This is a genomic window from Bacillus sp. 05T22 (assembly GCF_056396765.1).
Map to the genome: position 1 here is coordinate 52,833 of NZ_JBFTMC010000005.1, position 24,670 is coordinate 77,502.

General features: G+C 37.2%; 25 protein-coding genes, 1 riboswitch and 1 other annotated feature. Of the genes, 3 read left to right on the forward strand and 22 right to left on the reverse strand.

Features of this window, described 5'->3' with window-relative positions:
• Positions 1–82: 82 nt before the first annotated feature.
• Positions 83–1,399, reverse strand: a complete 1,317-nt coding sequence (gene lysA, locus AC1DIT_RS03085) for a diaminopimelate decarboxylase (RefSeq protein ID WP_016114013.1) — start codon at positions 1,397–1,399, stop codon at positions 83–85.
• A 331-nt stretch (positions 1,400–1,730) separates the two neighbouring features.
• A riboswitch (Lysine riboswitch) is annotated at positions 1,731–1,913 on the reverse strand.
• 88 nt (positions 1,914–2,001) lie between these two features.
• Positions 2,002–2,394: a DUF3888 domain-containing protein gene (locus AC1DIT_RS03090; protein ID WP_476998051.1), complete on the reverse strand. Its 393-nt coding sequence runs from the start codon at positions 2,392–2,394 to the stop codon at positions 2,002–2,004.
• A 207-nt stretch (positions 2,395–2,601) separates the two neighbouring features.
• Here AC1DIT_RS03090 and AC1DIT_RS03095 point away from each other — a divergent pair, with 207 nt between their 5' ends.
• A complete protein-coding gene (locus AC1DIT_RS03095; RefSeq protein ID WP_476998052.1) occupies positions 2,602–4,488 on the forward strand; it encodes an LTA synthase family protein in 1,887 nt (628 codons plus the stop codon).
• A 324-nt stretch (positions 4,489–4,812) separates the two neighbouring features.
• The gene (pssA, locus tag AC1DIT_RS03100) at positions 4,813–5,520 is read left to right on the forward strand and encodes a CDP-diacylglycerol--serine O-phosphatidyltransferase (RefSeq protein WP_026008425.1); all 708 of its coding nucleotides are present in this window, start codon (positions 4,813–4,815) and stop codon (positions 5,518–5,520) included.
• Positions 5,521–5,550: 30 nt separating this feature from the next.
• Here the strand turns inward: pssA and AC1DIT_RS03105 are convergent, their stop codons facing one another.
• The 20 genes from AC1DIT_RS03105 to ilvE form a co-directional block, all read right to left on the reverse strand.
• On the reverse strand, positions 5,551–6,522 hold the full coding sequence (locus AC1DIT_RS03105) for a 2-hydroxyacid dehydrogenase family protein (protein WP_016114009.1): 972 nt from the start codon (positions 6,520–6,522) through the stop codon (positions 5,551–5,553).
• A gap of 150 nt (positions 6,523–6,672) precedes the next feature.
• Positions 6,673–6,837, reverse strand: a complete 165-nt coding sequence (locus AC1DIT_RS03110; protein WP_003196190.1) for a DUF4025 domain-containing protein — start codon at positions 6,835–6,837, stop codon at positions 6,673–6,675.
• Between the two features lie 69 nt (positions 6,838–6,906).
• Positions 6,907–7,929, reverse strand: coding sequence for a histidinol phosphate phosphatase domain-containing protein (locus AC1DIT_RS03115; RefSeq protein ID WP_476998053.1), 1,023 nt, complete (start codon positions 7,927–7,929; stop codon positions 6,907–6,909).
• A gap of 12 nt (positions 7,930–7,941) precedes the next feature.
• Positions 7,942–8,265 carry a phosphoribosyl-ATP diphosphatase gene (gene hisE, locus AC1DIT_RS03120; RefSeq protein ID WP_016114007.1) on the reverse strand — a complete coding sequence of 108 codons (324 nt, stop codon included), beginning with the start codon at positions 8,263–8,265 and terminating at the stop codon, positions 7,942–7,944.
• A 12-nt stretch (positions 8,266–8,277) separates the two neighbouring features.
• Positions 8,278–8,583: a phosphoribosyl-AMP cyclohydrolase gene (gene hisI, locus AC1DIT_RS03125; RefSeq protein WP_016114006.1), complete on the reverse strand. Its 306-nt coding sequence runs from the start codon at positions 8,581–8,583 to the stop codon at positions 8,278–8,280.
• Positions 8,580–9,338, reverse strand: a complete 759-nt coding sequence (gene hisF, locus AC1DIT_RS03130) for an imidazole glycerol phosphate synthase subunit HisF (protein WP_016114005.1) — start codon at positions 9,336–9,338, stop codon at positions 8,580–8,582. The genes hisI and hisF overlap by 4 nt, the downstream gene beginning before the upstream one ends.
• On the reverse strand, positions 9,332–10,051 hold the full coding sequence (gene hisA, locus AC1DIT_RS03135) for a 1-(5-phosphoribosyl)-5-[(5-phosphoribosylamino)methylideneamino]imidazole-4-carboxamide isomerase (protein ID WP_016114004.1): 720 nt from the start codon (positions 10,049–10,051) through the stop codon (positions 9,332–9,334). Before hisA ends, hisF begins: the two co-directional genes overlap by 7 nt.
• Positions 10,024–10,653, reverse strand: a complete 630-nt coding sequence (hisH, locus tag AC1DIT_RS03140) for an imidazole glycerol phosphate synthase subunit HisH (RefSeq protein WP_016114003.1) — start codon at positions 10,651–10,653, stop codon at positions 10,024–10,026. The genes hisA and hisH overlap by 28 nt, the downstream gene beginning before the upstream one ends.
• A complete protein-coding gene (gene hisB / locus AC1DIT_RS03145; RefSeq protein WP_016114002.1) occupies positions 10,654–11,238 on the reverse strand; it encodes an imidazoleglycerol-phosphate dehydratase HisB in 585 nt (194 codons plus the stop codon).
• The gene (hisD, locus tag AC1DIT_RS03150) at positions 11,238–12,527 is read right to left on the reverse strand and encodes a histidinol dehydrogenase (RefSeq protein ID WP_016114001.1); all 1,290 of its coding nucleotides are present in this window, start codon (positions 12,525–12,527) and stop codon (positions 11,238–11,240) included. The genes hisB and hisD overlap by 1 nt, the downstream gene beginning before the upstream one ends.
• Before the next feature lie 14 nt (positions 12,528–12,541).
• The gene (hisG, locus tag AC1DIT_RS03155; protein WP_016114000.1) at positions 12,542–13,177 is read right to left on the reverse strand and encodes an ATP phosphoribosyltransferase; all 636 of its coding nucleotides are present in this window, start codon (positions 13,175–13,177) and stop codon (positions 12,542–12,544) included.
• Positions 13,153–14,415: an ATP phosphoribosyltransferase regulatory subunit gene (hisZ, locus tag AC1DIT_RS03160; RefSeq protein ID WP_016113999.1), complete on the reverse strand. Its 1,263-nt coding sequence runs from the start codon at positions 14,413–14,415 to the stop codon at positions 13,153–13,155. The genes hisG and hisZ overlap by 25 nt, the downstream gene beginning before the upstream one ends.
• A 350-nt stretch (positions 14,416–14,765) precedes the next feature.
• Positions 14,766–15,344, reverse strand: a complete 579-nt coding sequence (gene leuD, locus AC1DIT_RS03165) for a 3-isopropylmalate dehydratase small subunit (protein WP_016113998.1) — start codon at positions 15,342–15,344, stop codon at positions 14,766–14,768.
• Complete coding sequence (leuC, locus tag AC1DIT_RS03170) at positions 15,322–16,716, reverse strand: 3-isopropylmalate dehydratase large subunit (RefSeq protein WP_016113997.1); 1,395 nt, start codon at positions 16,714–16,716, stop codon at positions 15,322–15,324. Before leuC ends, leuD begins: the two co-directional genes overlap by 23 nt.
• Positions 16,716–17,780 carry a 3-isopropylmalate dehydrogenase gene (gene leuB / locus AC1DIT_RS03175; protein ID WP_016113996.1) on the reverse strand — a complete coding sequence of 355 codons (1,065 nt, stop codon included), beginning with the start codon at positions 17,778–17,780 and terminating at the stop codon, positions 16,716–16,718. Before leuB ends, leuC begins: the two co-directional genes overlap by 1 nt.
• A gap of 85 nt (positions 17,781–17,865) precedes the next feature.
• The gene (locus AC1DIT_RS03180; RefSeq protein WP_016113995.1) at positions 17,866–19,386 is read right to left on the reverse strand and encodes a 2-isopropylmalate synthase; all 1,521 of its coding nucleotides are present in this window, start codon (positions 19,384–19,386) and stop codon (positions 17,866–17,868) included.
• A gap of 1 nt (position 19,387) precedes the next feature.
• On the reverse strand, positions 19,388–20,398 hold the full coding sequence (gene ilvC / locus AC1DIT_RS03185) for a ketol-acid reductoisomerase (protein ID WP_006094145.1): 1,011 nt from the start codon (positions 20,396–20,398) through the stop codon (positions 19,388–19,390).
• Between the two features lie 27 nt (positions 20,399–20,425).
• Positions 20,426–20,938: an acetolactate synthase small subunit gene (gene ilvN / locus AC1DIT_RS03190; RefSeq protein WP_016113993.1), complete on the reverse strand. Its 513-nt coding sequence runs from the start codon at positions 20,936–20,938 to the stop codon at positions 20,426–20,428.
• On the reverse strand, positions 20,935–22,635 hold the full coding sequence (gene ilvB, locus AC1DIT_RS03195; protein ID WP_016132634.1) for an acetolactate synthase large subunit: 1,701 nt from the start codon (positions 22,633–22,635) through the stop codon (positions 20,935–20,937). Before ilvB ends, ilvN begins: the two co-directional genes overlap by 4 nt.
• Positions 22,636–22,708: 73 nt before the next feature.
• Positions 22,709–22,937, reverse strand: a binding site (T-box leader).
• Positions 22,938–22,953: 16 nt separating this feature from the next.
• The gene (ilvE, locus tag AC1DIT_RS03200) at positions 22,954–23,850 is read right to left on the reverse strand and encodes a branched-chain-amino-acid transaminase (RefSeq protein ID WP_016113991.1); all 897 of its coding nucleotides are present in this window, start codon (positions 23,848–23,850) and stop codon (positions 22,954–22,956) included.
• A gap of 412 nt (positions 23,851–24,262) precedes the next feature.
• Here ilvE and AC1DIT_RS03205 point away from each other — a divergent pair, with 412 nt between their 5' ends.
• Positions 24,263–24,502 carry a DUF3911 family protein gene (locus tag AC1DIT_RS03205; RefSeq protein ID WP_016113990.1) on the forward strand — a complete coding sequence of 80 codons (240 nt, stop codon included), beginning with the start codon at positions 24,263–24,265 and terminating at the stop codon, positions 24,500–24,502.
• Positions 24,503–24,670: the final 168 nt, after the last annotated feature.

Below are 24,670 nucleotides of genomic sequence, written 5' to 3' on the forward strand. Positions count from 1 at the left end.
TCTGATTTTTTCAATCCTAGTTTTCCGATATATTTTATATTTTTTAAAAGGGGTTGCTCTATTTGAACAACTCCTTTTATCACTACACAAGCTCTTTTATACGTATGCGATCGTTCCCAATTATATTTTCATATGTTTCACGTTCAACAACAACTTGTGATGCCCCGCCTTTTGCAAATACTACAGCCGGTCTGCGAATCCGATTATAATTATTAGCCATAGAATATCCATATGCTCCTGTACAAGAGATCGCTAACAAATCTGCTGTAGCAACTTGCGGCAGTTCTATATCCCAAATAAGCATATCTCCACTCTCACAACACTTTCCAGCAATTGAAACAACTTCTTCAGCCTCTTCTTTCCCTCGATTTGCTAGCATCGCCTCATAACGAGCTCCATATAAAGCTGGTCTTAAATTATCTGTCATTCCCCCATCGACTGACACATATTTACGAATGCCAGGGATATCTTTTACAGCTCCTACTGTATAAATTGTTGTTCCTGCATCCCCAACAATACTACGACCTGGTTCAATCCATATTTCAGGAAGTGGATAATTATTTCTTGTAAATTGTTCTCTCACTGCATCTGTTACAGCATGCACATATGTTTCAAGGGTAAGTGGTGTATCAGCTTCTGTATAACGAATACCAAAACCTCCACCAACATTTAACACTGTTACAACATAACCAGTCTGTTCTCTTATCTCTTCTAAAAAGTTATGCAATACTTCAATCGCTCGAACAAATCCTGCTGTTTCAAAAATTTGTGATCCAATATGTGAATGAATACCTAACACATTATAATTTGATTTCTCTAGTGCTATTTGAGTCGCCTGCATTGCCTGACCAGTCGAAACTCCAAAACCAAATTTCGAATCATCTTGCCCTGTTGTAATATATTCATGTGTATGCGCCTCTACTCCAGGTGTAACTCGAATTAATATATTTACAATTTTTCCATACTGCTGTGCTAAGTCATGTAATATTTCCATTTCAAAGAAATTATCTACCACAAAGCAGCCAACATCTGCTTGCAGCGCCATGACAATCTCTTCTTCGGTCTTATTATTACCATGAAAATGAATGCGTGATGCAGGAAAACCAACTTGCAAAGCAGTATACAATTCGCCCCCAGAAACAACATCTAAAGACATATTTTCTTCACGAGCTACTCGGCACATCTCCATGCACAAGAACGCTTTACTTGCATACGCTACTTGGTAAGAGAATCCACTTTCCTGGAAAGCACGATGAAACGCGCGGCATTTTTCCCGAATAGAAGCCTCATCGTATACATAAAGTGGTGTCCCATACTGTTTGGCTAGCTGCGTTGTATCGCATCCTCCAATTTCTAAGTGTCCTTGCTCATTGATTCGGCTTGTGCCGTGTAAATACATTTGAATTCCTCCCTTATTTCCTCTAAAACTCATAACCCCAATCTTCTTCTATTCATTGCAGCGCGTTTTTAGATAAAGTGAAACTTTAATCAGTGGGAGTTTCATCCCCACTGATTATGAGCCTTCACCAATCGGGCTTTTACGGGTAGTTGATCCTCCACCTAACTTCTTTGTTTTCTCAGAATTTTAAGATATGAGATCCTACTGCCCGTTAAAGCAGGGTAAACAAAAAACGCGCGGAACAATGTTCACACGCGTTTCTTATTAGGAATAATGTATCATGAAAAAATAAACGAGTTGTTATCTTCTCAAATAAGAAACCGCATCAACATCTCCAAATAGCTCTCCATAAAATAAAATCTTATGACAGTACTACATTTATTCAATGTAGTCCCAATATATGAATGACGTGGTCACTCTTACATTTCGGCAATAGTCCCTTTCAATCTATGATCACAGATTCCACTAAATCTCCCATAGCTTACTCTTTCCTATCGCGGCCTCTACCTTTGAGAGTAGATGAGGTAAATCTATTTAATTTTCAAACATCTAATGTTGGTATTAACAATACCAAACGAATAAATTATTTGTCAAACAATTTTTCACATTGTTTTTTTACAATTTAATTTCGTATTATCTGGTAAGCGCTTTATATCTATTTTTTTCACGGTCCATTCTCCCTCATCATTATTAAACGTAATTCTTATTTTTTCAAATGGCGGAAGTACTTTCCCACCTATGGCTTCATATTTCGTCACTTCAATTACAGCTTGAAATAAATATGTACCACTATACATTTTTTTCAAACTAACAATCTTCGGGCATTCATACGGTTTTTGTTTCCCATAATGCTTCTCAATCGCTACATTTATTTGCGGAAACAAAACGGAAYAAAGAGCATCTTCTAATAATGGCGCATCATATTGTGCAGCAAAAACTGTAGGGGTAGAAAAGAATAAAAAACCACTACATATGAAACAAAATAACTTTTTCATCATAACCTCCGTATCAAAATGCGATATGGTTATTGTCTCCGTTTTCTCTTTTTCTAACCAATTCTTATAAAAATTATCCACAATTCTGCTTTGTTTTCGTATAATAGTACATAAAGATATACGACTGTTCGTATATATAAAGTGAAACTTCTATCATTAGAACTACAATCACTAGAACCGTCACTTACAGTAGGAGAGGAGTATGTTATGCTACAACATTTGTTTCCAAAATTACGATTTGCACTTGTTGCAGTCGTTTTATTATGGATAAAAACATATATAGTGTACAAGCTAGCCTTCGATATTAAAATTGATAGCTTCTTTGAAGAAATGATGCTTTTGTTTAATCCAATTGCTTCATTGCTTTTATTTTTTGGTCTAGCTTTATTAGCATCAAAGTATCGAAATCGAATTATTATTGGAATCAGCTTTTTGCTGTCATTTATTTTATTTGGAAACGCGATGTTTTACGGTTTTTATAATGACTTTGTCACATTCCCTGTTTTATTCCAAACAAATAACATGGCTGATTTAGGAACAAGTATTAAAGAACTATTTACGTACAAGACATTACTTCTATTTGCGGATGCAATTATTCTAATGTTTATTTCACGTAAGTTCCCGGAATTTTGCAATAATACGCCACTATCTCGCTCTGAAAAACAAAGCTTTTTTAGTGGTATAACAGCTCTATTAGCATTGCAAGTTATTGTTTCTGTCGTTCATAAACCGCAGTTATTTTCACACTCTTTTGATCGTCAAACCGTTGTAAAAAATCTAGGTTTATACACATATCATCTATTTGACATTACACTTCAGTCTAAATCTTCTGCAGAGCGTGTATTTGCAAGTGGAGACGGTTTTTCTGAGATTAAAAACTACGTGAATTCAAAAGATAAACAAGTTGATAAAAGTTTATTTGGAGTTGCAAAAGGAAAAAATGTCATTTTAATTTCAATGGAATCCACACAAAATTTTGTTATCAACAAAAAAATAAATGGAAAAGAAATTACTCCATTTTTAAATCAATTTATAAAAGATAGTTATTATTTCGATAACTTTTATCATCAAACTGGACAAGGAAAAACATCCGATGCCGAATTTATTGTAGAAAATTCATTATATCCATTAGACCGTGGCTCTGTATTCTTTACACATGCAAACAATGAGTACACAGCAACTCCTGAGCAGTTAAAAAAATATGGATATTATTCCGCAGTCTTCCATTCGAATGATAAAACTTTCTGGAATCGTGATGTAATGTATCCAGCACTCGGATACGATCGTTATTTTAACCTAAATGATTATACAGGAACAGAACAAATGTCTGTTGGGTGGGGACTAAAAGATAAAGAGTTCTTTGAACAATCGATCTCCAAGCTTAAATCTTTACCACAACCGTTTTATACAAAATTTATTACATTAACAAATCATTTCCCATTTCTTTTAAATCCAGAAGATCAATATATTAATGAGTATAATTCTGAGAGTGGTGTACTAAATCGTTATTTCCCAACCGTTCGCTATACAGATRAATCTCTGAAACTATTTATCAATCGATTAAAAGAAGAAGGGTTATACGATAATTCAGTTATTATTATTTACGGGGATCATTACGGTATTTCTGAAAATCATAATGCTGCTATGGCACAATTTCTCGGTAAAGAATCCATAACTCCATTTGATTCGATGCAATTGCAACGTGTACCACTTATTATTCATGTACCTGGTCAAGAAGGAAAAGTTATTTCTAAAGTATCTGGACAAATCGATATAAAACCAACATTGCTCCATTTACTTGGTGTCAAAACAAACCAATCCATTGAGTTTGGTACCGATTTATTTGCAAAAAATGAGCATCCACTTATGATTATGCGTGATGGTAGTTTCGTAACAAACGATTATGTTTATACAAAAAATATGTGCTATAAAAAAAGCACAGGTGAATCTATTGATTCAGCAATTTGCCAGCCATATATTGAAAAAGCAAAAACAGAATTAAGTTATTCTGATAAACTTATCTATGGAGATTTATTACGATTTGATCCTAACAATAAATACAAAACGGGAACAATGATAACTAAATTTGAATGACCCTAAAAGCAACCTTAAATGATAACAATTTGAGGTTGCTTATTTCTTAATTAAATTTTTACCCTTTCTTAAACATGATGATCTTATCTAACAAAATCTCTCCCCCAACTCAAAGCTCAGTAGAAATAAAAAAGTTAGACAAGGGATAAACTACTCATGAAAGCCTGCCTTAATGAACCACATCGCTGAATACGATTTCACTTAACGAAATCTTTCACAAAATGGGAATTTTTTCGTACGTGGAAAGAAATTTATGTTATGATAAAACAAGTAAACTTTCATACACTAATTAAGAATTTATTACAGAAAGCAAGGGATCAGATTTTGTATAGAGCAGCAATTCCAAACTTATTTACGCTCGGAAATTTATACAGTGGATTTTTATCAATCGGCTATGCATCTTTAGGGTATTATAAACCAGCTGCTATTTTAGTACTAATCGGGATGATGTTAGATAGTCTTGATGGTCGGGTTGCTCGTTTATTGCGTGTTGATTCACAAATGGGAAAAGAACTTGATTCACTAGCAGATGTTGTAACATTCGGTGCTGCACCTGCGGTTTTAATGTACTACACTTCCTTTTCCAATTACGGAATTATCGGACTATACATAGCAGGCCTATTCCCTCTGTTCGGAGCATATCGCTTAGCAAGATTCAATGTAACGCCTTCCTCTACTTCTATGAAATATTTCACTGGCGTTCCTATTACTGCAGCAGGAGGACTTGTTGCCTTCTTAACATTGTTTTCGCATACCATTCCAAAAATTGTCCTCATTACAGTATTTGTAACGTTTGCATTTTTAATGGTAAGCCGTATTCGCATCCCAAGTTTAAAAGATGTGCCAATTCCACGATACAGTATCATTGTTACACTATTTTTAATCGGCAGTATTTATACAATGTATAAAACAAGTTTTGGCAACATTTCAGTATTTCTATTCATTGCTATTCCACTTTATATTTTGTTTATGTTATCTCAATTTATTAGACAAAGACCTTCTCATAAAAAACGAGCAAATAAAGAAAAGTAGAAAGAACCCTTCCAGTTGGAAGGGTTCTTTCTATTTTGTAACAAATTCCTTTTGGTTTACAGGTGTTAATGGTTCTTCTCCTTCTAATACAGCTAAAATGTTACGCACTGCCATTTCAGCCATAGCATCACGAGTTTCAAATGTTGCGTTTCCAACATGCGGAGTAAGGACAACATTTTTCAGTCCCTTTAATCTCTCTGTAATTTTCGGTTCAAACTCAAATACATCAAGAGCTGCCCCTTCAATTTCATTTGTCTCTAACGCATGAGCAAGCGCTAGTTCATTCATGATTGGACCACGTGCTGCATTTATAATATATGCTGTTTTCTTCATCATTTTAAATTGTTCTTCATTAATCATATGATGAAGACTTGGATTATACGCACAATTAATCGTAATAAAGTCTGCTGTTTGTAATAGTTCTTCTAATGTTACATATGTTGCTTCTAATTCACTTTCTGTCTCATACTTACGGTTTGGACCTGTATAAATCACATTCATTCCAAATGCTTTTGCACGTTTCGCAACTGCTTTTCCAATTTCACCAAGACCGATGATTCCAATTGTTTTCCCATATACTTCTCGACCGAGGAAAAAGAGTGGTGCCCAGCCATTAAATCCCACTGTACGACATAGTGTATCTCCTTCTGGAATTCGTCTTGCAGCCGCTAAAAGAATAGCAAATGTTAACTCTGCTGTTGCTTCTGTTGAAACTTTCGGTGTATTTGTAACTACAACTCCTTTTTCTGCTGCATACTTGTAAGCAATATTATCGTAACCTGCACCATAGTTGGCAATAATTTTCAAATCAGGTGCTGCATCAATCACTTCTTTTGTTACCTTTGTAGAAAGTAAACTTAACAGTGCATCTTTATCCTTAACTCGCTTTGCTAATTCTTCGGTACTGATTAACTCTTCTTTGTCATACATTTCTATTTCATGATTTTGTAATAACTGTAATCCGATTTCTGGAATATTTCCTGCTACTAATATTTTCGCCATTACTAAGCACCTCTTCTATTTAAAAATGAGAACTTCCTTACATTTTATTGTAAGAAATCTATGTCAAAAAAGCCAAGAAATTTGATTACAGTTTTGAAAATTGACACTTTTTCTCATAAGAAAAGGGGAGATGGATATCTCCCCTTTTACTCATTGTTCTTCACTAGATTGTTTTCCCAGCTTTGCATCAATCGTTCCCTCTGCTACCGTATCACTAATTTGTTCTTGTACTACAGAATCAACTTCTTCGTTCGTTTGGGAAGTATAACTTTGATTCGTCACTTTCATACTCTGTTTATTATTTTGTTTTACCATTTAAAACCCTCCTTTATCATTCTTTCTTATTTTGAGCAAAAAGAAAGGTTTTCATCACGAAATCATGTTTTACTTTGAAACAATTACCGATTCTTCTTCAAGCAGTTGCATCTTCCTCACCCGTTCTTCAAATGTAGCAACATGAGAAATACCATGATTACGTAATGTTTTCACGTTTTCTTGGACATAATTTCCTAAATCATTTGGGTAATGAGCATCTGATGAAAGAGTAATTGGTACTTTATATTTTGCCAACACTTGTAAATACAGTGGACTTGGACACATCTCTCGAACAGGATAACGATAATATAATCCGGCATTTACTTCCGTTGCTGTATTTGTTTCTATTAATGCCTTAGCAATTCTTTCGTAATATGGAATCTGTACATTTTCATCTAATCGATAATTAAATACTTTTATATTATCAAGATGCGCTACAATATCAAACATTCTCGAACGAACGSCCTTTTCAACTGTTGTGAAAAATACATCATACAATGTATTTAGCTGATGGTTTTCGAAATATTCTTTCGTATCTGGGTTATCAAATCCCCATCCATCAATAAAATGCACAGAACCAATTACGTAATCCCAATCTCCTAATGCCAATAATTTTTGTAATTCATCTTCCCCACCCATAAAATAATCAGCTTCAATCCCTAGACGCAGTACTACCCCTCTTTTTCTCCAGTGCTCCTTTGCCTCTTGGATTGCTTTTGTAAAATCAGAAATCGATGCTACTCGCACTTGATCTAGCCATTCTTTCTGCAGACGACCGAGCTTTGACTCACTAATGTCTACATATTTCTCATAATATTCCTTCGCCTCATAAAAACGATATAAGTGATCAACAATACCAACTTCTTTTATTCCTTTTCGCAGTGCTTCTTCTAAATAGAAATCAATCCAATCTATTGTAAATGGACCCTCTTGTACTCTTTTTTGCAAGCGTTCTTGTGTTTTCATAAGCCATTCAATCGAATGCCGCTCTTCTTCTAACGGTTGATAATATTCTATTGATTCATTTATTCTCGCCAACCACCCTAGCGAATACGGCCCCTCTTCTAAATGAAGGTGATAATCCACTTTCATAGTTTCTCCCCCTTATAACGTATCAATTTCTTTACGCTCTCCTGTTTTTGAGAGCTTTCCTTGTCTCTCTTTCACTTCTTCCAACACATCTTCTAATGGAATATTTTTTGCGGCTAGTAAAACAAAGCAGTGATAAATCACATCGACCATTTCTTTTATAAGTTCTTCTTTATCATCATTTTTTGCAGCGATTACCACTTCTGTACACTCTTCCCCTATTTTTTTTAAAATCTTATCTTCACCTTTTGTAAATAAATAATTTGTATATGATTCCGAAATTGGACTTTCTTTACGCCGCTCGATGGTTGCATATAAAGACTTCAGTACGTCTTCCATCCTCAGGTCCCCCTATATGATTTTATAATGAAAGCATGTTTTCTCTCCTGTATGACAAGCTGGTCCTACTTGCTTAACAATAATTACAATCGAATCTTGATCACAATCTAAATAAAGAGACTGAACATACTGCATGTGCCCAGACGTTTCTCCTTTGTTCCATAACGCTTGCCGCGAACGTGAATAAAACCATGTTTTCTTCGTTTCTAACGTTTTTTTATACGCTTCTTCATTCATATATGCTAGCATCAAAACTTCTTTTGTTTCTTCTTCTACCACAACAGCTGGCAACAATCCTTTGGAGAAATCAGGTGTCATATTCTCACCTCAATTTTCGCTTCTTGTAATTTCCGCTTCACCTCTTGCACTGTTGCCTCACCATAGTGAAAAATGGAGGCTGCTAATGCTGCATTTACCGATGTTTTTTGAAACACCTTTACAATATGCTCTGCGCTTCCACATCCTCCTGACGCAATAACTGGAATCGAAACAGCTTCTGAAATTGTTTCTGTTAAACGAATATCATAGCCATCCTTCGTCCCATCTGCATCCATACTCGTAAGTAAAATTTCGCCAGCTCCTAACTGTTCTATCTGTTTTGCCCATTGTACAGCATCGATTCCCGTATCAATCCGTCCACCGTTTACATATACATTCCATTTATTTTCTTTTACTTCCCTTGCATCAATTGCGACCACAATACATTGAGAACCGAAATGTCCGGCACCTTCCTCAATTAAATTTGGATTTCGTACTGCCGCTGAGTTAAGTGAAATTTTGTCCGCGCCTGCTCTTAGCAAGGCATACATATCTTGAACAGTTGCAATCCCGCCACCTACTGTAAGCGGAATAAACACTTTCGAAGCTGCTCTCTCTACAACATCTATAATTGTTTTTCTCCCCTCATGCGTCGCCGTAATATCTAAAAAAACAATTTCATCTGCACCTGCTTTATTATACAAAGCAGCTATTTCAACAGGATCACCAACATCTTGTAATCCTACAAAATTCACACCCTTTACAACGCGGCCGTCTTTCACATCTAAACATGGAATAATTCGCTTCGTTAACATATCTTTGTCACTTGCAATGCCTCTTCTAAATCAATTGTTTTTTCATATAGCGCTTTTCCAATAATAACGCCATATACATTCATATCGTTTAACTTCTGTACATCTTGCAATGAGCATACGCCGCCCGATGCAACTATACGGATTGCCACCGCCTTCTGTAGTAATTGTAATTGCTCAAAGTTCGGACCCTCTAACGTACCGTCTTTTGCAATATCTGTAAAAATGATTGTTTGTACGCCGACACTTTCCATTTTCTTCGCAAGGTCGATATAAGAAATTTCAGACACATCTAACCAACCTCTCGTTGCAACGTAACCGTTTTTCGCATCAATACCAACAATAATGTTTTCTCCATATGAACGAACTGCTTCTTCTAAAAAAGGACGATCATACAATGCTACCGTTCCTAAAATGACTTTTTCCACTCCTACTGACAGTAACATTTCAACCGTTTCGAGAGAACGTATTCCTCCGCCTACTTGAACGGGAATTCGAACTGCTTTACATATATCCTCAATTACGGAAAGATTCATTGATTGACCTGCAACCGCTCCATCTAGATCAACAATGTGCAATGTTCTTGCTCCTAATTTTTCAAACAATAATGCTTGAGCAACTGGATCTTCATTCATAACTGTTTCTTTATTAAATTCTCCTTGATAAAGCCTAACACATCGCCCTTGTTTTAAATCGATAGCTGGGAAGATTTCCATGATTCTACCACCCCTTTAAAATTTCTTAATATTTGTATTCCGATATCACCGCTTTTTTCAGGGTGAAACTGTGCCCCAAATATATTTCCTTTCGCAACAATCCCTGGAATATCAATCTTATAGTCACTACTGCCACATACAATCTCACTTGGACAATCTGCATAGTAGGAATGAACGTAATACACAAATGAACCATCTTCTACTTTATTCCACAACTTAATTTCTCGTTTCTTCTTTAATTGATTCCAGCCCATATGCGGGATTTTATAAGGAACTTTCAGCTTTCGAATTAGTCCTGGCAACAAACCTAACCCTTTTGTTCTCTCTATTTCTTCACTTTCTTCAAATAAAAGCTGCATCCCTAAACAAATACCAAGGAGTGGTTTTCCTTGCGCTCCAATTTCTTGAATCATTGAAACAAGATCTTTTTCCTGCAAAGCAATCATCGCTTTTGGAAAAGCTCCAACTCCTGGTAAGATCACACCGTCACTTTGTAATATCCTCTCTTTATCATCTGTTACAATATGCTCAGCCCCAATACGCGTTAACGCTTGTTCAACACTGCGAATATTCCCCATTCCATAATCTACAATTGCAATCAATTACAACAGTCCTTTCGTAGAGTTTACACCAACAATTTTGTCATTTTTGTCTACCGCTTCGCGCAGTGCACGCCCAAATGCTTTAAATAACGCTTCAATTTTGTGGTGGGTATTACTGCCATATAAAATGCGAGCATGTAGTGTTATATTCGCCGCATGAGCAACCGCTCTGAAAAACTCTTCTGTCAGTTCTGTATCAAAATCTCCTAACTTAGGGTTTTTCAATTCACCTTGAAAGACAAGATAAGATCGTCCACTTATATCAATCGCTACAAAACCTAATGCTTCATCCATTGGTACATATGCTGCTCCATAGCGGTTAATACCTTCTTTATTTTGCAATGCCTCTTTCAAACAGTTTCCAAGCACAATCCCAACATCTTCAACAGTATGATGAGCGTCAACAAACACATCACCTTCTGCTTCAATTTGCAAACCAAATCTACCATGCTTCGCAAACAAAGTTAGCATATGATCAAAGAATCCAACCCCTGTTTGAATTGAAACGTTTGTACTTTCATCTAGTTGTAAACTCAGTTTAATTTTTGTTTCTGTCGTTCCCCGTACTTGACTTGCCTCACGCATTATTTCTCCTCCTCAAATCGAATTTGAATCGCTCTCGCGTGCGCGTGTAATCCCTCTTTATCGGCGAGCGTTGTAATATGGTGTTGAACGTTTTGTAACGCTTCTTTTGTATATGATACAAAGCTCGATTTTTTCACAAAATCATCAACTGATAACGGCGAAAAGAAACGCGCTGTTCCGCTTGTTGGCAGTACATGATTCGGTCCTGCAAAATAGTCTCCAAGAGGCTCTGGGGCATAGGGTCCAATAAAAATCGAACCCGCATGCTGAATATATGCCAAGGCATTCATCGGCTCATTTATATGCAACTCTAAATGCTCCGGTGCTATTTCATTCGACAATTGAAACGCATGATTTAGCGAAGGAACAACGAGAATTGCTCCGTTTCTTTCTATCGATTCACGAGCTATTTCACTTCTTGGTAATACTCGAAGTTGTTGCTTTATTTCTCTTTCTATCTCTTTAGCAAGTTCTACACAAGTTGTAATACAAATCGCTGTTGCCCTCACATCATGCTCAGCTTGAGATAATAAGTCTGCTGCGATAAAAGACGCATTTCCAGTTTTGTCAGCAATTACAACGATTTCAGATGGCCCAGCAATCATATCGATATGAACAGCTCCAAATACCTCACGTTTTGCAAAAGCCACATATATATTCCCTGGACCGACAATTTTATCAACTTTCGGAATCGATTCCGTCCCATATGCTAATGCCGCTATAGCTTGTGCACCACCTACGGTATAAATTTCATCTACACCGGCAATTTCAGCAGCTGCTAAAATATGTGGATCTATTCCCTCTTTCCCTGGTGGTGTTACCATTACAACTTTCTGAACACCGGCAATTTTAGCAGGTAATACATTCATGAGTACAGATGACGGATAAGATGCAGTTCCTCCTGGTACATATACACCAACTGTTTGCAATGGTCTAATCAGTTGCCCACGAATCACACCTTCGTTTTCACAATCTAAAAAGGATTGCCTTTTTTGTTTTTCATGGTATGAGATGATATTTTTCTTTGCGCATTGCAATGCTTCTAGAAATGAAGATTCTACATATTCACTCGCTTTTTCAATTTCTTCTTTTGCAACACGTAACTTTTGTACTTCAATTCCATCAAAAGTTTTTGTATAAGAAAATAGTGCCTCATCTTTCCTTTCTCTCACCCGCTCAACAATTTCTCTTACGCGTATCTGTACAGTTTCTTCTATTATATTAGCCTGTTCTCTTAACTGTTTTATTCTCTTCAACGCTTCCGTGTAGTTTTCAGATATTACCTCCACCCAGAGTCCCTCCTTTATTTATCTGCAGTGATTACACACTCCATCTTATTGATAATATCGAATATTTCGTCTTTTTTTGTTTTTAAAGCAGCTTTATTTACAATCATGCGAGCTGATATTGAATACATTTCTTCAAATACAATCAATCCATTTTCTTGTAATGTTTTTCCCGTCTCTACAATATCAACAATCGCATCTGCTAATCCAAGAAGTGGAGCGATTTCTACCGAACCTTCTATTTTAATAATTTCTACATCTTCTCCCTTACCACGAAAATAAGTGGAAGTAATATGCGGATATTTTGTAGCAATTCTCTTTTTCCGATAGCCTTTCGGATTATATGTTGGGATAGAAGCGACACAAAACTTACAACATCCTACTTCTAAATCCACCATTTCATATATATCTTTCTCATATTCCATTAAAATATCTTTTCCAACAATACCAATGTCTGCAACACCATGTTCCACATAAGTTGCAACATCTACTGCTTTCACTAGAATGAATGAAACATTGCTACTAGCGCTTTGGAATACAAGCTTTCTTCCTTTATCCATCAGTTCCGAACAATCAATCCCAATCTTTTCAAACAGTGGAATGACATGTTTCTCAAGTCTCCCCTTTGTTAACGCAATTTGAATGTTACGCATGAAGTTTCCCCTTCTTTCTGTATCACCCATTTTTCTTTCCACACATATTCCACTAATGCTTTTCCAGTCGCTTCGATCACTTTTATAATCCCTTTCTTCTTCGCAAACTGAAATGTATCTTGCAAATTCTCAAACATAGATAATTCCACTTTCCACCCATCTTTCTGAAGTAAACCACATAGTCTTTCTGCTTCTGCTATCCTATCCAAAGAATAATGAATGATCATATCTAATTTTTTTCGTTTGAATTGTTTTTGCTGTTCTTGTAATGTCCGGACAATTTGATTTACTTGTACAGCCAAGCCGACTGCTGACATCGGTTCTCCAAAATTACCAAGCAATTCATCATATCTTCCGCCACGAACAATTTCTCCCCCAACATCATATATATAACCTCTAAAAATAACTCCCGTATAATAATGCAAATGTTGAATCATCCCAAGATCAATTGATATATACGAACCATATCCTAATTTTTCAATCGTTTTATAGATTTCTTTTACCCGCGCAATCGCTTGCTTCATCTCATAGTTTGAAGCAAGCTTTTCTGCTTCTTCAATTACTTCGAGTTTTCCGAATAATCTTGGTAATCTTTCAAGTAACTGTACAGTTTCATCACGTCGATCTAAATTCTTTTCTTGTAAAAAACGGGATAACTCTGCATAATTTTTACTTTCAATATACGTACGTAAGAGCGACTCCTCTTCTTCTCCAAATGACAGCTTTTTAACAATACATTTGTATAACTGAACTTGCCCTAATTCTATTGTAAAAGCCTGAATCCCTACAGCTTGAAGAGCATGAATTGCACTTACGATACATTCAATTTCAGCACGTATATTATCAATCCCGATTATTTCAATACCTGTTTGAATGATTTCATTGTATTTTCCAGATAGTGATTCATTCGCTCGAAACACATTCCCACTGTATGTTAATTTTACAGGCGCTTCCTCACCGTGGGTTCCTATTACTCTTGCAAGTGGAATTGTCATATCAGGCCTTAACACGATAATGCGTCCTTGTTGGTCAAAAAACTTATACATTTTCTCTTCATCTATCGGCCGATTCCGAAAAGAAAAGACATCATAAAATTCAATCGTAGGCGTTCGTATTTCCTCATAACCTCTTCCTAAAAAAGTACGTCGTAATTTTTGTTCAACTTCTTCTATTAATGTACACTCTTCAAATACATAATCTCTTGTTCCATCTGGATTTGCTCGTTTCCATTTTGTCATACCGCTTTACACTCCTTTCAATTCTGTTCACCAAACTTTCCCCTTCTAGTGTATGCACACTATAACAATCACGAACAAAATAAAAAGAGCCTTGTAGAAAAAATACCTACAAGGCCCTTTCATAGGGTGTAGGTACAACGGGAATAACCCTTGTACCTACACGTTGTTCACGCTAGGTTCAAGGGTTTATGTATGATGATGTAGTTGTGTAAGCATATTGATAGATTGTAATGTAAACATTATCCTTACTCCCTTTCTCCTCTTATTTTCACATAGTATATAACACGAAATTCAGAATGTAAACAAAATTCAAACGTTTTTGTATTTTTCATTACAGCTCGCTAAACAAATTAGCGAGCTGTTTCTCGTTCATATTCTTCAATTTTTTGTTCATATTGAAGCGTGATTCCGATTTCGTCTAAACCACTTAATAGCTTTTCTTTCCACATCTTTTCAATTGTAAAATGAAAACGATGTAGCGGAGTTGTAATTACTTCATTCTCTAAATCAACTTCTATCACATCTCGTGGATCCACAGCTGCTAGCTTTTCACGCATTTCCTTTTCCATCATGATAGGAAGCATACCATTTTTCGTACAATTCATATAAAAAATGTCTGCAAATCCCCCCGCGATAATAACACGGAATCCATAGTCAGCAAGTGCCCATGGCGCATGCTCTCTTGATGAACCACAGCCGAAATTTTCACCTGTAATTAGTATGCTTGCTCCTTTTCGTTCAGGTGCATTTAGTGGGAAATCTGGATTCTCTTTCCTGTCATCCTCATAACGCCATTCATCAAATAAAAATTCCCCAAAACCAGTTCGTTCAATCCTCTTTAAATATTGTTTTGGAATAATTTGATCTGTATCAATGTTATCGTTCAATAGTACAGCAACAGTACCTTTATGAATATGAAATGGCTCCATCATAACTCTCCTTTCTCACATCAACGAAATGACCATAAAGCGCTGCTGCGGCCGCCATCGCAGGGCTAACTAAATGTGTTCTCGCACCCTTCCCTTGTCGTCCTTCAAAATTCCGATTGGAAGTAGATGCACAATGCTCTCCCTCAGGCACTTGATCTGGATTCATTCCCAGGCACATAGAACACCCAGGCTCTCTCCATTCAAATCCAGCTTCTTCAAATATACGATGCAGTCCTTTTTCCATCGCTGCTTTTCGTACTCGTTTGGATCCTGGTACAACAAGTGCTCGCACTCCTTCTTTTACCTTCTTTCCTTTTACAACAGCTGCTGCAATTTCTAAATCTGATAAACGGGAATTTGTACAGGAACCAATAAATACATGCTGAACCGGAATTTCAAGTGCACTTTGTCCTGACTGAAGCCCCATATATGCAAAAGCTCGTTCATCATTTTTATCACGTGTTTCTGGTAACTGTTCATCAATACGCATACCCATACTCGGGTTTGTTCCCCATGTTACATATGGCGCTAGTTTAGCAACATCTACCAAAATATAAGTATCATATATTGCATCTGGCTCAGTATAGAATTCCCTCCAATTCGCCACTGCCAAGTCAAACTCTTCCGGCGCATACTCACGCCCTTTTACATAAGCAAATGTTTTCTCATCCGGCGCAATAATCCCTGCTTTTGCTCCACCTTCAATCGCCATATTACAAAGTGTCATGCGCTCTTCCATTTCCATATTTGTAATTGCTTCTCCGTAAAACTCCATCACATATCCAGTTCCAACTGCTACCCCATATGTAGCTAGAAGGTGTAAAATTATATCTTTTGCATATACTCCTTTAGGTAATTTCCCTTTTAATTCAATCCCCATCGCTTTCGGCTTGCTCTGCCACAATGTTTGAGTTGCTAATACATGCTCGACTTCACTTGTACCAATCCCAAACGCCAACGCTCCAAAGGCTCCATGTGTTGCCGTATGACTATCGCCACATACGATGGTCTTTCCTGGTTGTGTAAGTCCTAGCTCTGGACCAATAACATGAACAATCCCTTGATTTTCATCATCAATATCCGCCAACGGAATATTAAATTGCTTACAATTTTCACGAAGCGTATCTAATTGTTGCTTAGCAATACGATCTGTAATGTTCCAAACATCTTTTGTTGGAATATTATGATCCATCGTTGCAAATGTTAAATCCGGTCTCCGAACATTCCGATTTGCAAGCCGCAAGCCTTCAAAGGCTTGCGGTGATGTTACTTCATGCACGAGATGAAGGTCAATATATAATAGATCTAACCCATTTTCATTTGTTGTAACAACGTGTCTCTCCCACAGTTTATCTAGTAACCTTTTTGCCATTATCTCCCTCTCCCTACTAGCGCTTGTTCTTCCATTTCTTGTAGTACATATTTTGTAAAAGACGATGTTGTCTCATTTCCACCTATATCAGCTGTACATTTCCCCAATCGGAGAACCGCAGAAATTGCTTCTTCAATCGCTTCTCCTTCTCTTCTTAAATCAAAAGATTGCCCTAGCATCATTGCAACTGAACGCATCATTGCAATTGGATTCACTTTATTTTCCCCTGCAATATCTGGTGCTGATCCGTGAATTGGTTCATATAGCGAAGGTCCATTCTCTGCATGACTCGCCGATGGAAGCATCCCTAAAGACCCTGCTAATACAGAGGCTTCATCACTTAAAATATCACCAAATAAATTCTCTGTTACTATGACATCAAACCGGCCCGGATTACGAATCAACTCCATAGCAGCTGCGTCTACTAAAATATGTTCAAGTTCAATATTCGGATAGCGAAGTGCTACTTCTTCTGTTACTTCCCTCCAAAGTTTACTCGACTCTAAAACATTTGCTTTATCAATAGAAGTAACTTTTTTACGACGTTTACTTGCCAATTGAAAAGCGTAAGAAACAATGCGCTCAATTTCATGACGATGATAAGTAAGTGTATCTGTTGCTACCTCTTCTGTTTTTTCTTTTGGAAAGGAGAAATAAATCCCTCCCGTTAACTCACGAACGACAACAAAATCCACCTCATCAGCCGCCTTCAATGGGGATAAATGAGCAGTTGCTGCATCTACAGTGACAGGACGAACATTAGCAAATACACCAAGCCCTTTTCGAAGCGCCAGCAATCCTTTTTCCGGTCTTTCTTTCGCTTCGTCCCAGCGAGGTCCACCAACCGCGCCTAGTAATACAGCGTCACTCGCTAAACATGCTGCTAATGTTCTTGACGGCAATGGTTGCCCAAACGAATCAATCGCAGCGCCTCCAAATTGTTCATCTTGTAAATAAAAACGGTGACCATATAACCTTTCTACCATGTGTAAAACTTCCTTGGCACTCTCCATAATTTCTGGTCCAACACCATCACCCGCTAAACAAACAATACGTTTTTCCAATGATCAGCACCCCTTTTTTATAATTTAACTGATTATTCAGAATTCAATTGTGTGAAGTGGGGGCATCCCCCCACTTATCAAAACATTACTTTGCAAGGAATAACAAAGCCTTTAGTTTTCCCGCTGCATGTACATAAGCTCTAGCTGATGCTTCTAATACATCTTGCGCAACACCAAAACCTGCAACTTGATGTGTTCCTTCTTTCAATTCAACATGAACATGAGCAAGTGCATCCTGTCCCTGTGTAATGGATTGAATACGATAATCGGCTAACTCACACTCAAGTCCTAGAATTCTTTGAATTGCATTATAAATCGCTTCAATACTACCTGCTCCGGTTGCTGCATCTTCGTACACATTACCTGCCTCATCCTCCAGTGCAACTGTTGCACATTGTGTACTGTTGGATACAAAATGGACTTGTAATTGTTTAATGTTATACTGCTGTGTTGAAAATGCTGTTTCTCCTAGTACTAATGCACGTAAATCTTCTTCTGTAATCTCTTTTTTACGATCTGCTAATCTCTTAAATGCACTAAATGCTATATCTCGCTCTTCTTCCGTAAACTCATAACCGAGTTCTTTCATTTTTTCAGTAAAAGCGTGGCGACCAGAATGTTTTCCAAGTACAAATAAATTTTGTGATTCTCCAATTAGTTCTGGCTCAATAATTTCATATGTCGTTACTTCTTTTAATACACCATCTTGATGAATACCTGATTCATGCGCAAATGCATTCGCTCCAACAATCGCCTTATTTTTTGGAACTACCATACCCGTTAACCGACTTACTAATGTACTTGTTGCTTTAATCTCTTTTAGTGTTATAGAAGAATCGGCTTCATAATAGTCTTTTCTAATGTGCAAAGCAACTGCTACTTCTTCTAAAGCCGCATTACCTGCACGCTCTCCAATCCCATTTATAGTCCCTTCTATTTGCAGTGCACCACCTTCCATGGCCGCCAATGAATTTGCTACTGCCATACCAAGATCATCATGACAATGACAAGAGAAAATAGTTTTTTCATAAGAAGGAACATATTCTTGTAAATATTTAAAAAGAGAATAATATTCTTCTGGATTTGTATAACCTACTGTATCCGGAATATTAACAACATCCGCTCCAGCTCGAATCGCAACTTCCACAGCTTCTGCTAAAAAAGGGCGCGCCGTTCTCGTTGCATCTTCTGCCGAAAATTGCACTGTAGGAAATAAGGATTTCCCTAAAGTTACAGAGCGATGAATACTATCTAATACATCCTCCTTTGACATACAAAGCTTATATTTCATATGAATATCACTCGTTGCCAAAAAGACGTGTAACCGCGGAGATGCTGCACCTTTCAATGCTTCATACGCTCTCTGAATATCACTTTCCTTCGCCCTTGCTAGACTCATAACGGAAGCATTTCGAATCGTTTCCGCAATTCGTTTTACTGAGCGAAAATCACCTTCAGAAGCTGCTGCAAATCCTGCTTCCATCACATTAATCCCGAGTTTTTCTAACTGCCTGGCAATCTGTAACTTTTCTTGTTCATTTAAATTGACTCCGGGTGATTGTTCGCCATCACGAAGCGTCGTATCCATGAACAAAATCTGTTTCATATTATTTAACCCCCGCCTTTACTTTCGGTTGTACAAACGGCATCATTTCACGTAATTTACGCCCAACAACTTCAATTTGATGTTCATTTTCCTTAGCGTTCGTTGCATGGAAATGCGGTTTTCCTGCTTTATGCTCTGCAATCCACCCTCTTGCAAATGTGCCATCTTGAATTTCTTTTAACACTTCATCCATCGCTTTCTTCGTATGTTCTGTTACAACGCGTGGTCCTGATACAAAATCTCCCCACTGTGCTGTATCAGAAACGGAATATCTCATATTTTCAAGTCCGCCTTCATACATAAGATCAACAATGAGCTTTAGTTCATGTAAGCATTCAAAATAGGCAAGTTCCGGCTGATAACCAGCATCTACTAATGTTTCAAATCCCGCCTTTACAAGTGCAGTAACACCTCCGCAAAGTACAGCTTGTTCTCCAAATAGATCCGTTTCTGTTTCTTCTTTAAATGTAGTTTCTAATACTCCAGCCCTTGTTGCTCCAATTCCATCTGCATAGGATAATGCTTTTTCAATGGCTGTTCCTGTTGCGTCTTGATATACAGCAAATAACGCTGGAACCGCTCCGCCTTCAGCAAAAGTCCGACGTACTAAATGTCCAGGTCCTTTTGGCGCTACTAGAAATACGTCTACATCTTCTGGTGGTGTAACTTGATTAAAATGAACGTTAAATCCATGAGCAAACACAAGTGCATTTCCAGCTTGTAAATTCGGTTCAATTTCTGTTTCATACACTTCTGGCTGTAGTTCATCAGGCAAAAGAATCATTACTACATCCGCAGATTTTGCAGCTTCTGCCACTGAATATACAGAAAAACCATCCTCTTTCGCCTTTTCCCATGACTTTCCTTTCCGAAGTCCAACTACTACYTCAAAACCATTATCACGTAAGTTTTGTGCATGAGCGTGACCTTGTGATCCATATCCAACAATCGCTATTTTCTTCCCTTTTAATACATTTACCGCTACATCTTTCTCATAATAAACTTTTGTCATATTCTTTCTCCCCCTATATTAAAATGATTAATGAATTAACATAATTTGTTTATCTTGTTTTTTCATACTCCGCGTAAATGCAGTAACACCTGTTCTTGCAATTTCTTTTAAACCATATGGACGCATTAGCTCTATAAGAGCTTCTACTTTTTCTTGTGTACCCGTTACTTGTACGACGATGGAATCCTTTCCAACGTCTATTACAGCGGCTCGGAACGGTTCAATTAAACTATATAATTCTGCTCTCGATACACTTGTTGTCGCTACTTTAATAAGAGCCAACTCTCTTGCAATCATTGCTTCTTCTGTTATATCAGATACTTTTAACACATCAATTTGTTTATGAAGTTGCTTGATCAGTTGCTCCACTTGTTGCTCGTTTTCAACATGAACAACAAATGTCATCCGTGAAATATCAGACGACTCTGTATGTCCAACCGAAATACTTTCAATATTAAAATGCCTCCTGGTCATAACACCCGTAATCCGATTCAGGACCCCACTTTGATTTCGAACTGTCGCCGTAACAATCCTTTTCACTGTCCCTTCACCCCCTCCATTTGATGAACTCCTTTTCCAGGAGCAACCATCGGCATAACTTTTTCAGACTGTAGTACCCTGCAATCAATTACAACAGGCTCTTGCAAATCAATCGCTTCTTGCAACTGTCTCTTCGCAAGTAACGGATTTTCAATTCGCACCCCTTTTATGCCATATGCATGGGCAAGCGCTACGAAATCCGGTTGACAAGAGAGCAACGAGTGAGAATATCTTTGATTATAAAATTCGTCTTGCCACTGTCTTACCATCCCTAAAGCTTCATTATTTAAAATCAAAACTTTAACCGGTAAGGAATGTTCTTTCAATACACTAAGTTCTTGCAATGTCATTTGAAAACCCGCATCACCAACAATCGCTACAACTAATTCTTTTGGTCTAGCAATTTGTGCACCAATGGCAGCTGGAAATCCAAATCCCATTGTACCAAGCCCTCCTGATGTTACCCACTTATCTGGGTCTTCAAGTGGATAATATTGAGCAGCCCACATTTGATGCTGACCAACATCCGTCGTAACAATTGCTTTTCCTTTTGTAATTTCATATAACATATCAATTGCTGATTGTGGTTTAATCACTTCAGAATCTTGATCATAGAAAAATGGATATTGTTCTTTTCTGCTTTTTAAAAGCGATAGCCATGCACTATGATTTTCTTTTCCTCTTTTACAAGAGAGCAGTGCCTCCAAAGCATGTTTCGCGCTCGCCACAATCGGAATTTCTGTAGGAACGTTTTTTCCAATCTCTGCTGGATCAATATCGATATGTGCAACTGTAGCCTCTTTAGCAAAGTACTCTAAATTTCCTGTAAGACGATCGTCGAATCTTGCTCCGATATTTATGAGTAAATCGCACTCATACAAAGCCATATTCGCTGTATAAGAACCATGCATTCCTCCCATTCCAAGAAATAATTTATCATTTGGCGGAAATCCACCTAGTCCAAGAAGTGTATGAACAACAGGTATACGATACATTCGTGCAAAATCTGTTAATTCTTTTGCAGCTTTCGCATGAAGTACACCTGCTCCGGCTAAAATCAACGGTTTTTCAGCAGTATCAATCGCTTGTAATAATTTGTTGATTTGCAATGAATTCGCCTCATAATTTGGTTGATATCCTGGTAAATCCATTTGCACGTTACTACATCGCTCGCCTTTTTCTACTACCATATTTTTTGGAAGATCGATAACGACCGGTCCTGGTCGACCCGTTTTCGCAATATGAAATGCCTCTTTAATAATTCTTGGTAAATCTGATGCCTTGCGCACTTGATAATTATGTTTTGTTACCGGCATCGTAAGTCCCATAATGTCCGCTTCTTGAAAAGCGTCACTTCCAATCAACGTTGTAGCTACTTGACCTGTAAAAACAACAAGCGGTAAAGAATCAATCATTGCATCTGCAAGACCAGTAATCACATTTGTCGCACCTGGACCACTTGTTGCAATGACAACGCCAGGCTTTCCTGTAATTCGCGCGTACCCTTCTGCTGCATGAATCGCTCCTTGCTCATGTCTTGTTAAAATATGAGGAATTTCGCAATCATAAATTGCATCATAGAGCGGCAATACAGCACCACCTGGATAACCAAAAATAACTTCTACATCTTCCTTTTCTAACGCTTCTAACAACAGCTGTGCACCAGTTGCCATCTTTTCTTCCGTTTTTGAAGACATTGCTCTTACGAACCTCCTTTAAAATTGTTTTTTTACAATAAAAAAATCCTACGTCCACACTCCAGCTATGTGCTGAAGGGACGAAAGATTTCGCGGTACCACCCTTCTTCGCAAGAATACTTCTTGCCTCAGTGACTCGGGGATGAGTCTAGCTAATAACGGAGCTACCGTCTAAACCTAGGCAAATGCTTCAGTTTAGCACTCAAGGGCGATGTTCGTCGATGTGAACCATCGGTTTCCAGCAACCACCGACTCTCTGTGAGGCTTCACAATCAACTACTCCTCCCTATCAACGCTTTACAACTTTATAATGAGTTATCATCCAACTTTATTTTCTTCGTAAATTTTCTCTCCATCTTCTACAACTAATTTACGAAACTCTTCTAATAAACGATTTGTATGTGGACCCGTTTTCCCAAGCCCAATCGTTCTTCCATCAACTGTCGTAACTGCAATAACTTCAGCTGCAGTTCCTGTTAAAAACACCTCATCAGCTACATATACATCGTGTCTTGTAAATAATTCTTCTCTTACGTCATATCCAAGCTTTCCTCCAATTTCCAAAATAGCGTTTCTTGTAATGCCTTCTAATGCCCCTGCAGAACTTGGTGGTGTAATTAATTTATTTCCTTTTACAATGAACACATTATCGCCAGACCCTTCTGCAACATAACCTTGTTCATTTAACATAAGTGCTTCTTGCACACCAGCAAGCTTCGCTTCAATTCGAACTAAAATATTATTTAAATAGTTTAAAGACTTTACTTGTGGTGTTAGTACGTCTGGGCGATTACGACGTGTGGCAACTGTCACAACCGGTATGCCTTTTTCGTAATATTCCGACGGAAATAAAGATAACTGTTCCGCAATTACAACTACATTCGGTTTCGAACAAGAATCAGGATCTAGCCCAAGATTCCCAGCACCTCGTGATACCACTAAACGAATGTATCCGTTAGATAGCTTATTTTGACGAATCGTCTCAACAACAATATCTGTCACTTCTTCTAACGTATATGGAATTTCCAACATAATGGATTTTGCTGACTCGTATAAACGAATAAGATGTTCTTTGAGCCTGAAGACATTGCCACTGTAGATACGAATCCCTTCAAACACTCCATCGCCATATAAATAACCATGATCATATACCGAAACTTTTGCTTCGTCTTTTGGAACAAATTCTCCATTTAAGAAAATCCATTGCTCATTCACTTAAAAGCGCCCCCTATGTTCTGTGAATTTTTTATTGTTTCCTAGTTTACTCTCCTTTTTAAATAAATCAAGATAATTTTTAGAAAATTTATAATTTTTAATTTATATACATCCTTGTTTATATTGATTTATCAACATTGTTAACGTTTACAAAATGTCAAAAAATTTTTTTCGCCATTTTTCATCCTAAAAAACATTTGCTTAAAAGAAGGATTTTTGTCAAATGATGCGAATCTATTGTATTCAATAAACGAACGTCCGATTTCATATATTCGGGAATAAAAACGACTTTTGATTGAAAAGGAGGAAAATAAGCAAAATAACATTGTATAAAAATAACAATCATATTTTTCATGCAGCTTTCATAATCCTATTTTAAAAAACAAATTGTCAAATGAAGGAGGAAAATAATATGGCATGTGTACAAATTAAAGGAACGAGACAAGAGGTAGTAGAAATGTTACAACTATTTGATTTAATGGATACGAAAGGTTTGTGCAAATTTAACAATTACGTAGAGGTATCTCCAAATGAAGAACAGAATAACAACTTCACTGCCTCAATTGACATTCAATCAAATGATGAATCTGCTCAAGATCAATTAAATGATCAGTTTGTAAGTCAAATGCTCACAGGTGTATATAACGACTAATACATTACGTATTTTTTCTCCCCCTCTCTAATCGGGCTTTTCTGAGCAGCTATCCCCCACCTCTTTGTTTTAGGAGGGGGATTTCCCTGTTCGTAAATAGTAAATACATCAACATTTCTACCATATTTTCCTTAAAAACATAAATATTTCCTAAGAAATGGAGCATAT

Excerpts from the sequence above, each read along its gene's own strand:
- hisI (WP_016114006.1), bottom strand. The coding sequence starts at position 8,583 with ATGACACCTGATTTCTCCAAAGGATTGTTGCCAGCTGTTGTGGTAGAA.
- AC1DIT_RS03110 (WP_003196190.1), bottom strand. The coding sequence starts at position 6,837 with ATGGTAAAACAAAATAATAAACAGAGTATGAAAGTGACGAATCAAAGT.
- hisB (WP_016114002.1), bottom strand. The coding sequence starts at position 11,238 with ATGCGTGAGGCAAGTCAAGTACGGGGAACGACAGAAACAAAAATTAAA.
- hisZ (WP_016113999.1), bottom strand. The coding sequence starts at position 14,415 with ATGACAAAATGGAAACGAGCAAATCCAGATGGAACAAGAGATTATGTA.
- AC1DIT_RS03105 (WP_016114009.1), bottom strand. The coding sequence starts at position 6,522 with ATGGCGAAAATATTAGTAGCAGGAAATATTCCAGAAATCGGATTACAG.
- hisA (WP_016114004.1), bottom strand. The coding sequence starts at position 10,051 with ATGGAAATCTTCCCAGCTATCGATTTAAAACAAGGGCGATGTGTTAGG.
- hisF (WP_016114005.1), bottom strand. The coding sequence starts at position 9,338 with ATGTTAACGAAGCGAATTATTCCATGTTTAGATGTGAAAGACGGCCGC.
- leuC (WP_016113997.1), bottom strand. The coding sequence starts at position 16,716 with ATGGCAAAAAGGTTACTAGATAAACTGTGGGAGAGACACGTTGTTACA.
- lysA (WP_016114013.1), bottom strand. The coding sequence starts at position 1,399 with ATGTATTTACACGGCACAAGCCGAATCAATGAGCAAGGACACTTAGAA.
- AC1DIT_RS03205 (WP_016113990.1), top strand. The coding sequence starts at position 24,263 with ATGGCATGTGTACAAATTAAAGGAACGAGACAAGAGGTAGTAGAAATG.
- ilvB (WP_016132634.1), bottom strand. The coding sequence starts at position 22,635 with ATGTCTTCAAAAACGGAAGAAAAGATGGCAACTGGTGCACAGCTGTTG.
- hisE (WP_016114007.1), bottom strand. The coding sequence starts at position 8,265 with ATGGAAGACGTACTGAAGTCTTTATATGCAACCATCGAGCGGCGTAAA.
- hisG (WP_016114000.1), bottom strand. The coding sequence starts at position 13,177 with ATGCGTAACATTCAAATTGCGTTAACAAAGGGGAGACTTGAGAAACAT.
- AC1DIT_RS03180 (WP_016113995.1), bottom strand. The coding sequence starts at position 19,386 with ATGAAACAGATTTTGTTCATGGATACGACGCTTCGTGATGGCGAACAA.
- leuD (WP_016113998.1), bottom strand. The coding sequence starts at position 15,344 with ATGGAGCCATTTCATATTCATAAAGGTACTGTTGCTGTACTATTGAAC.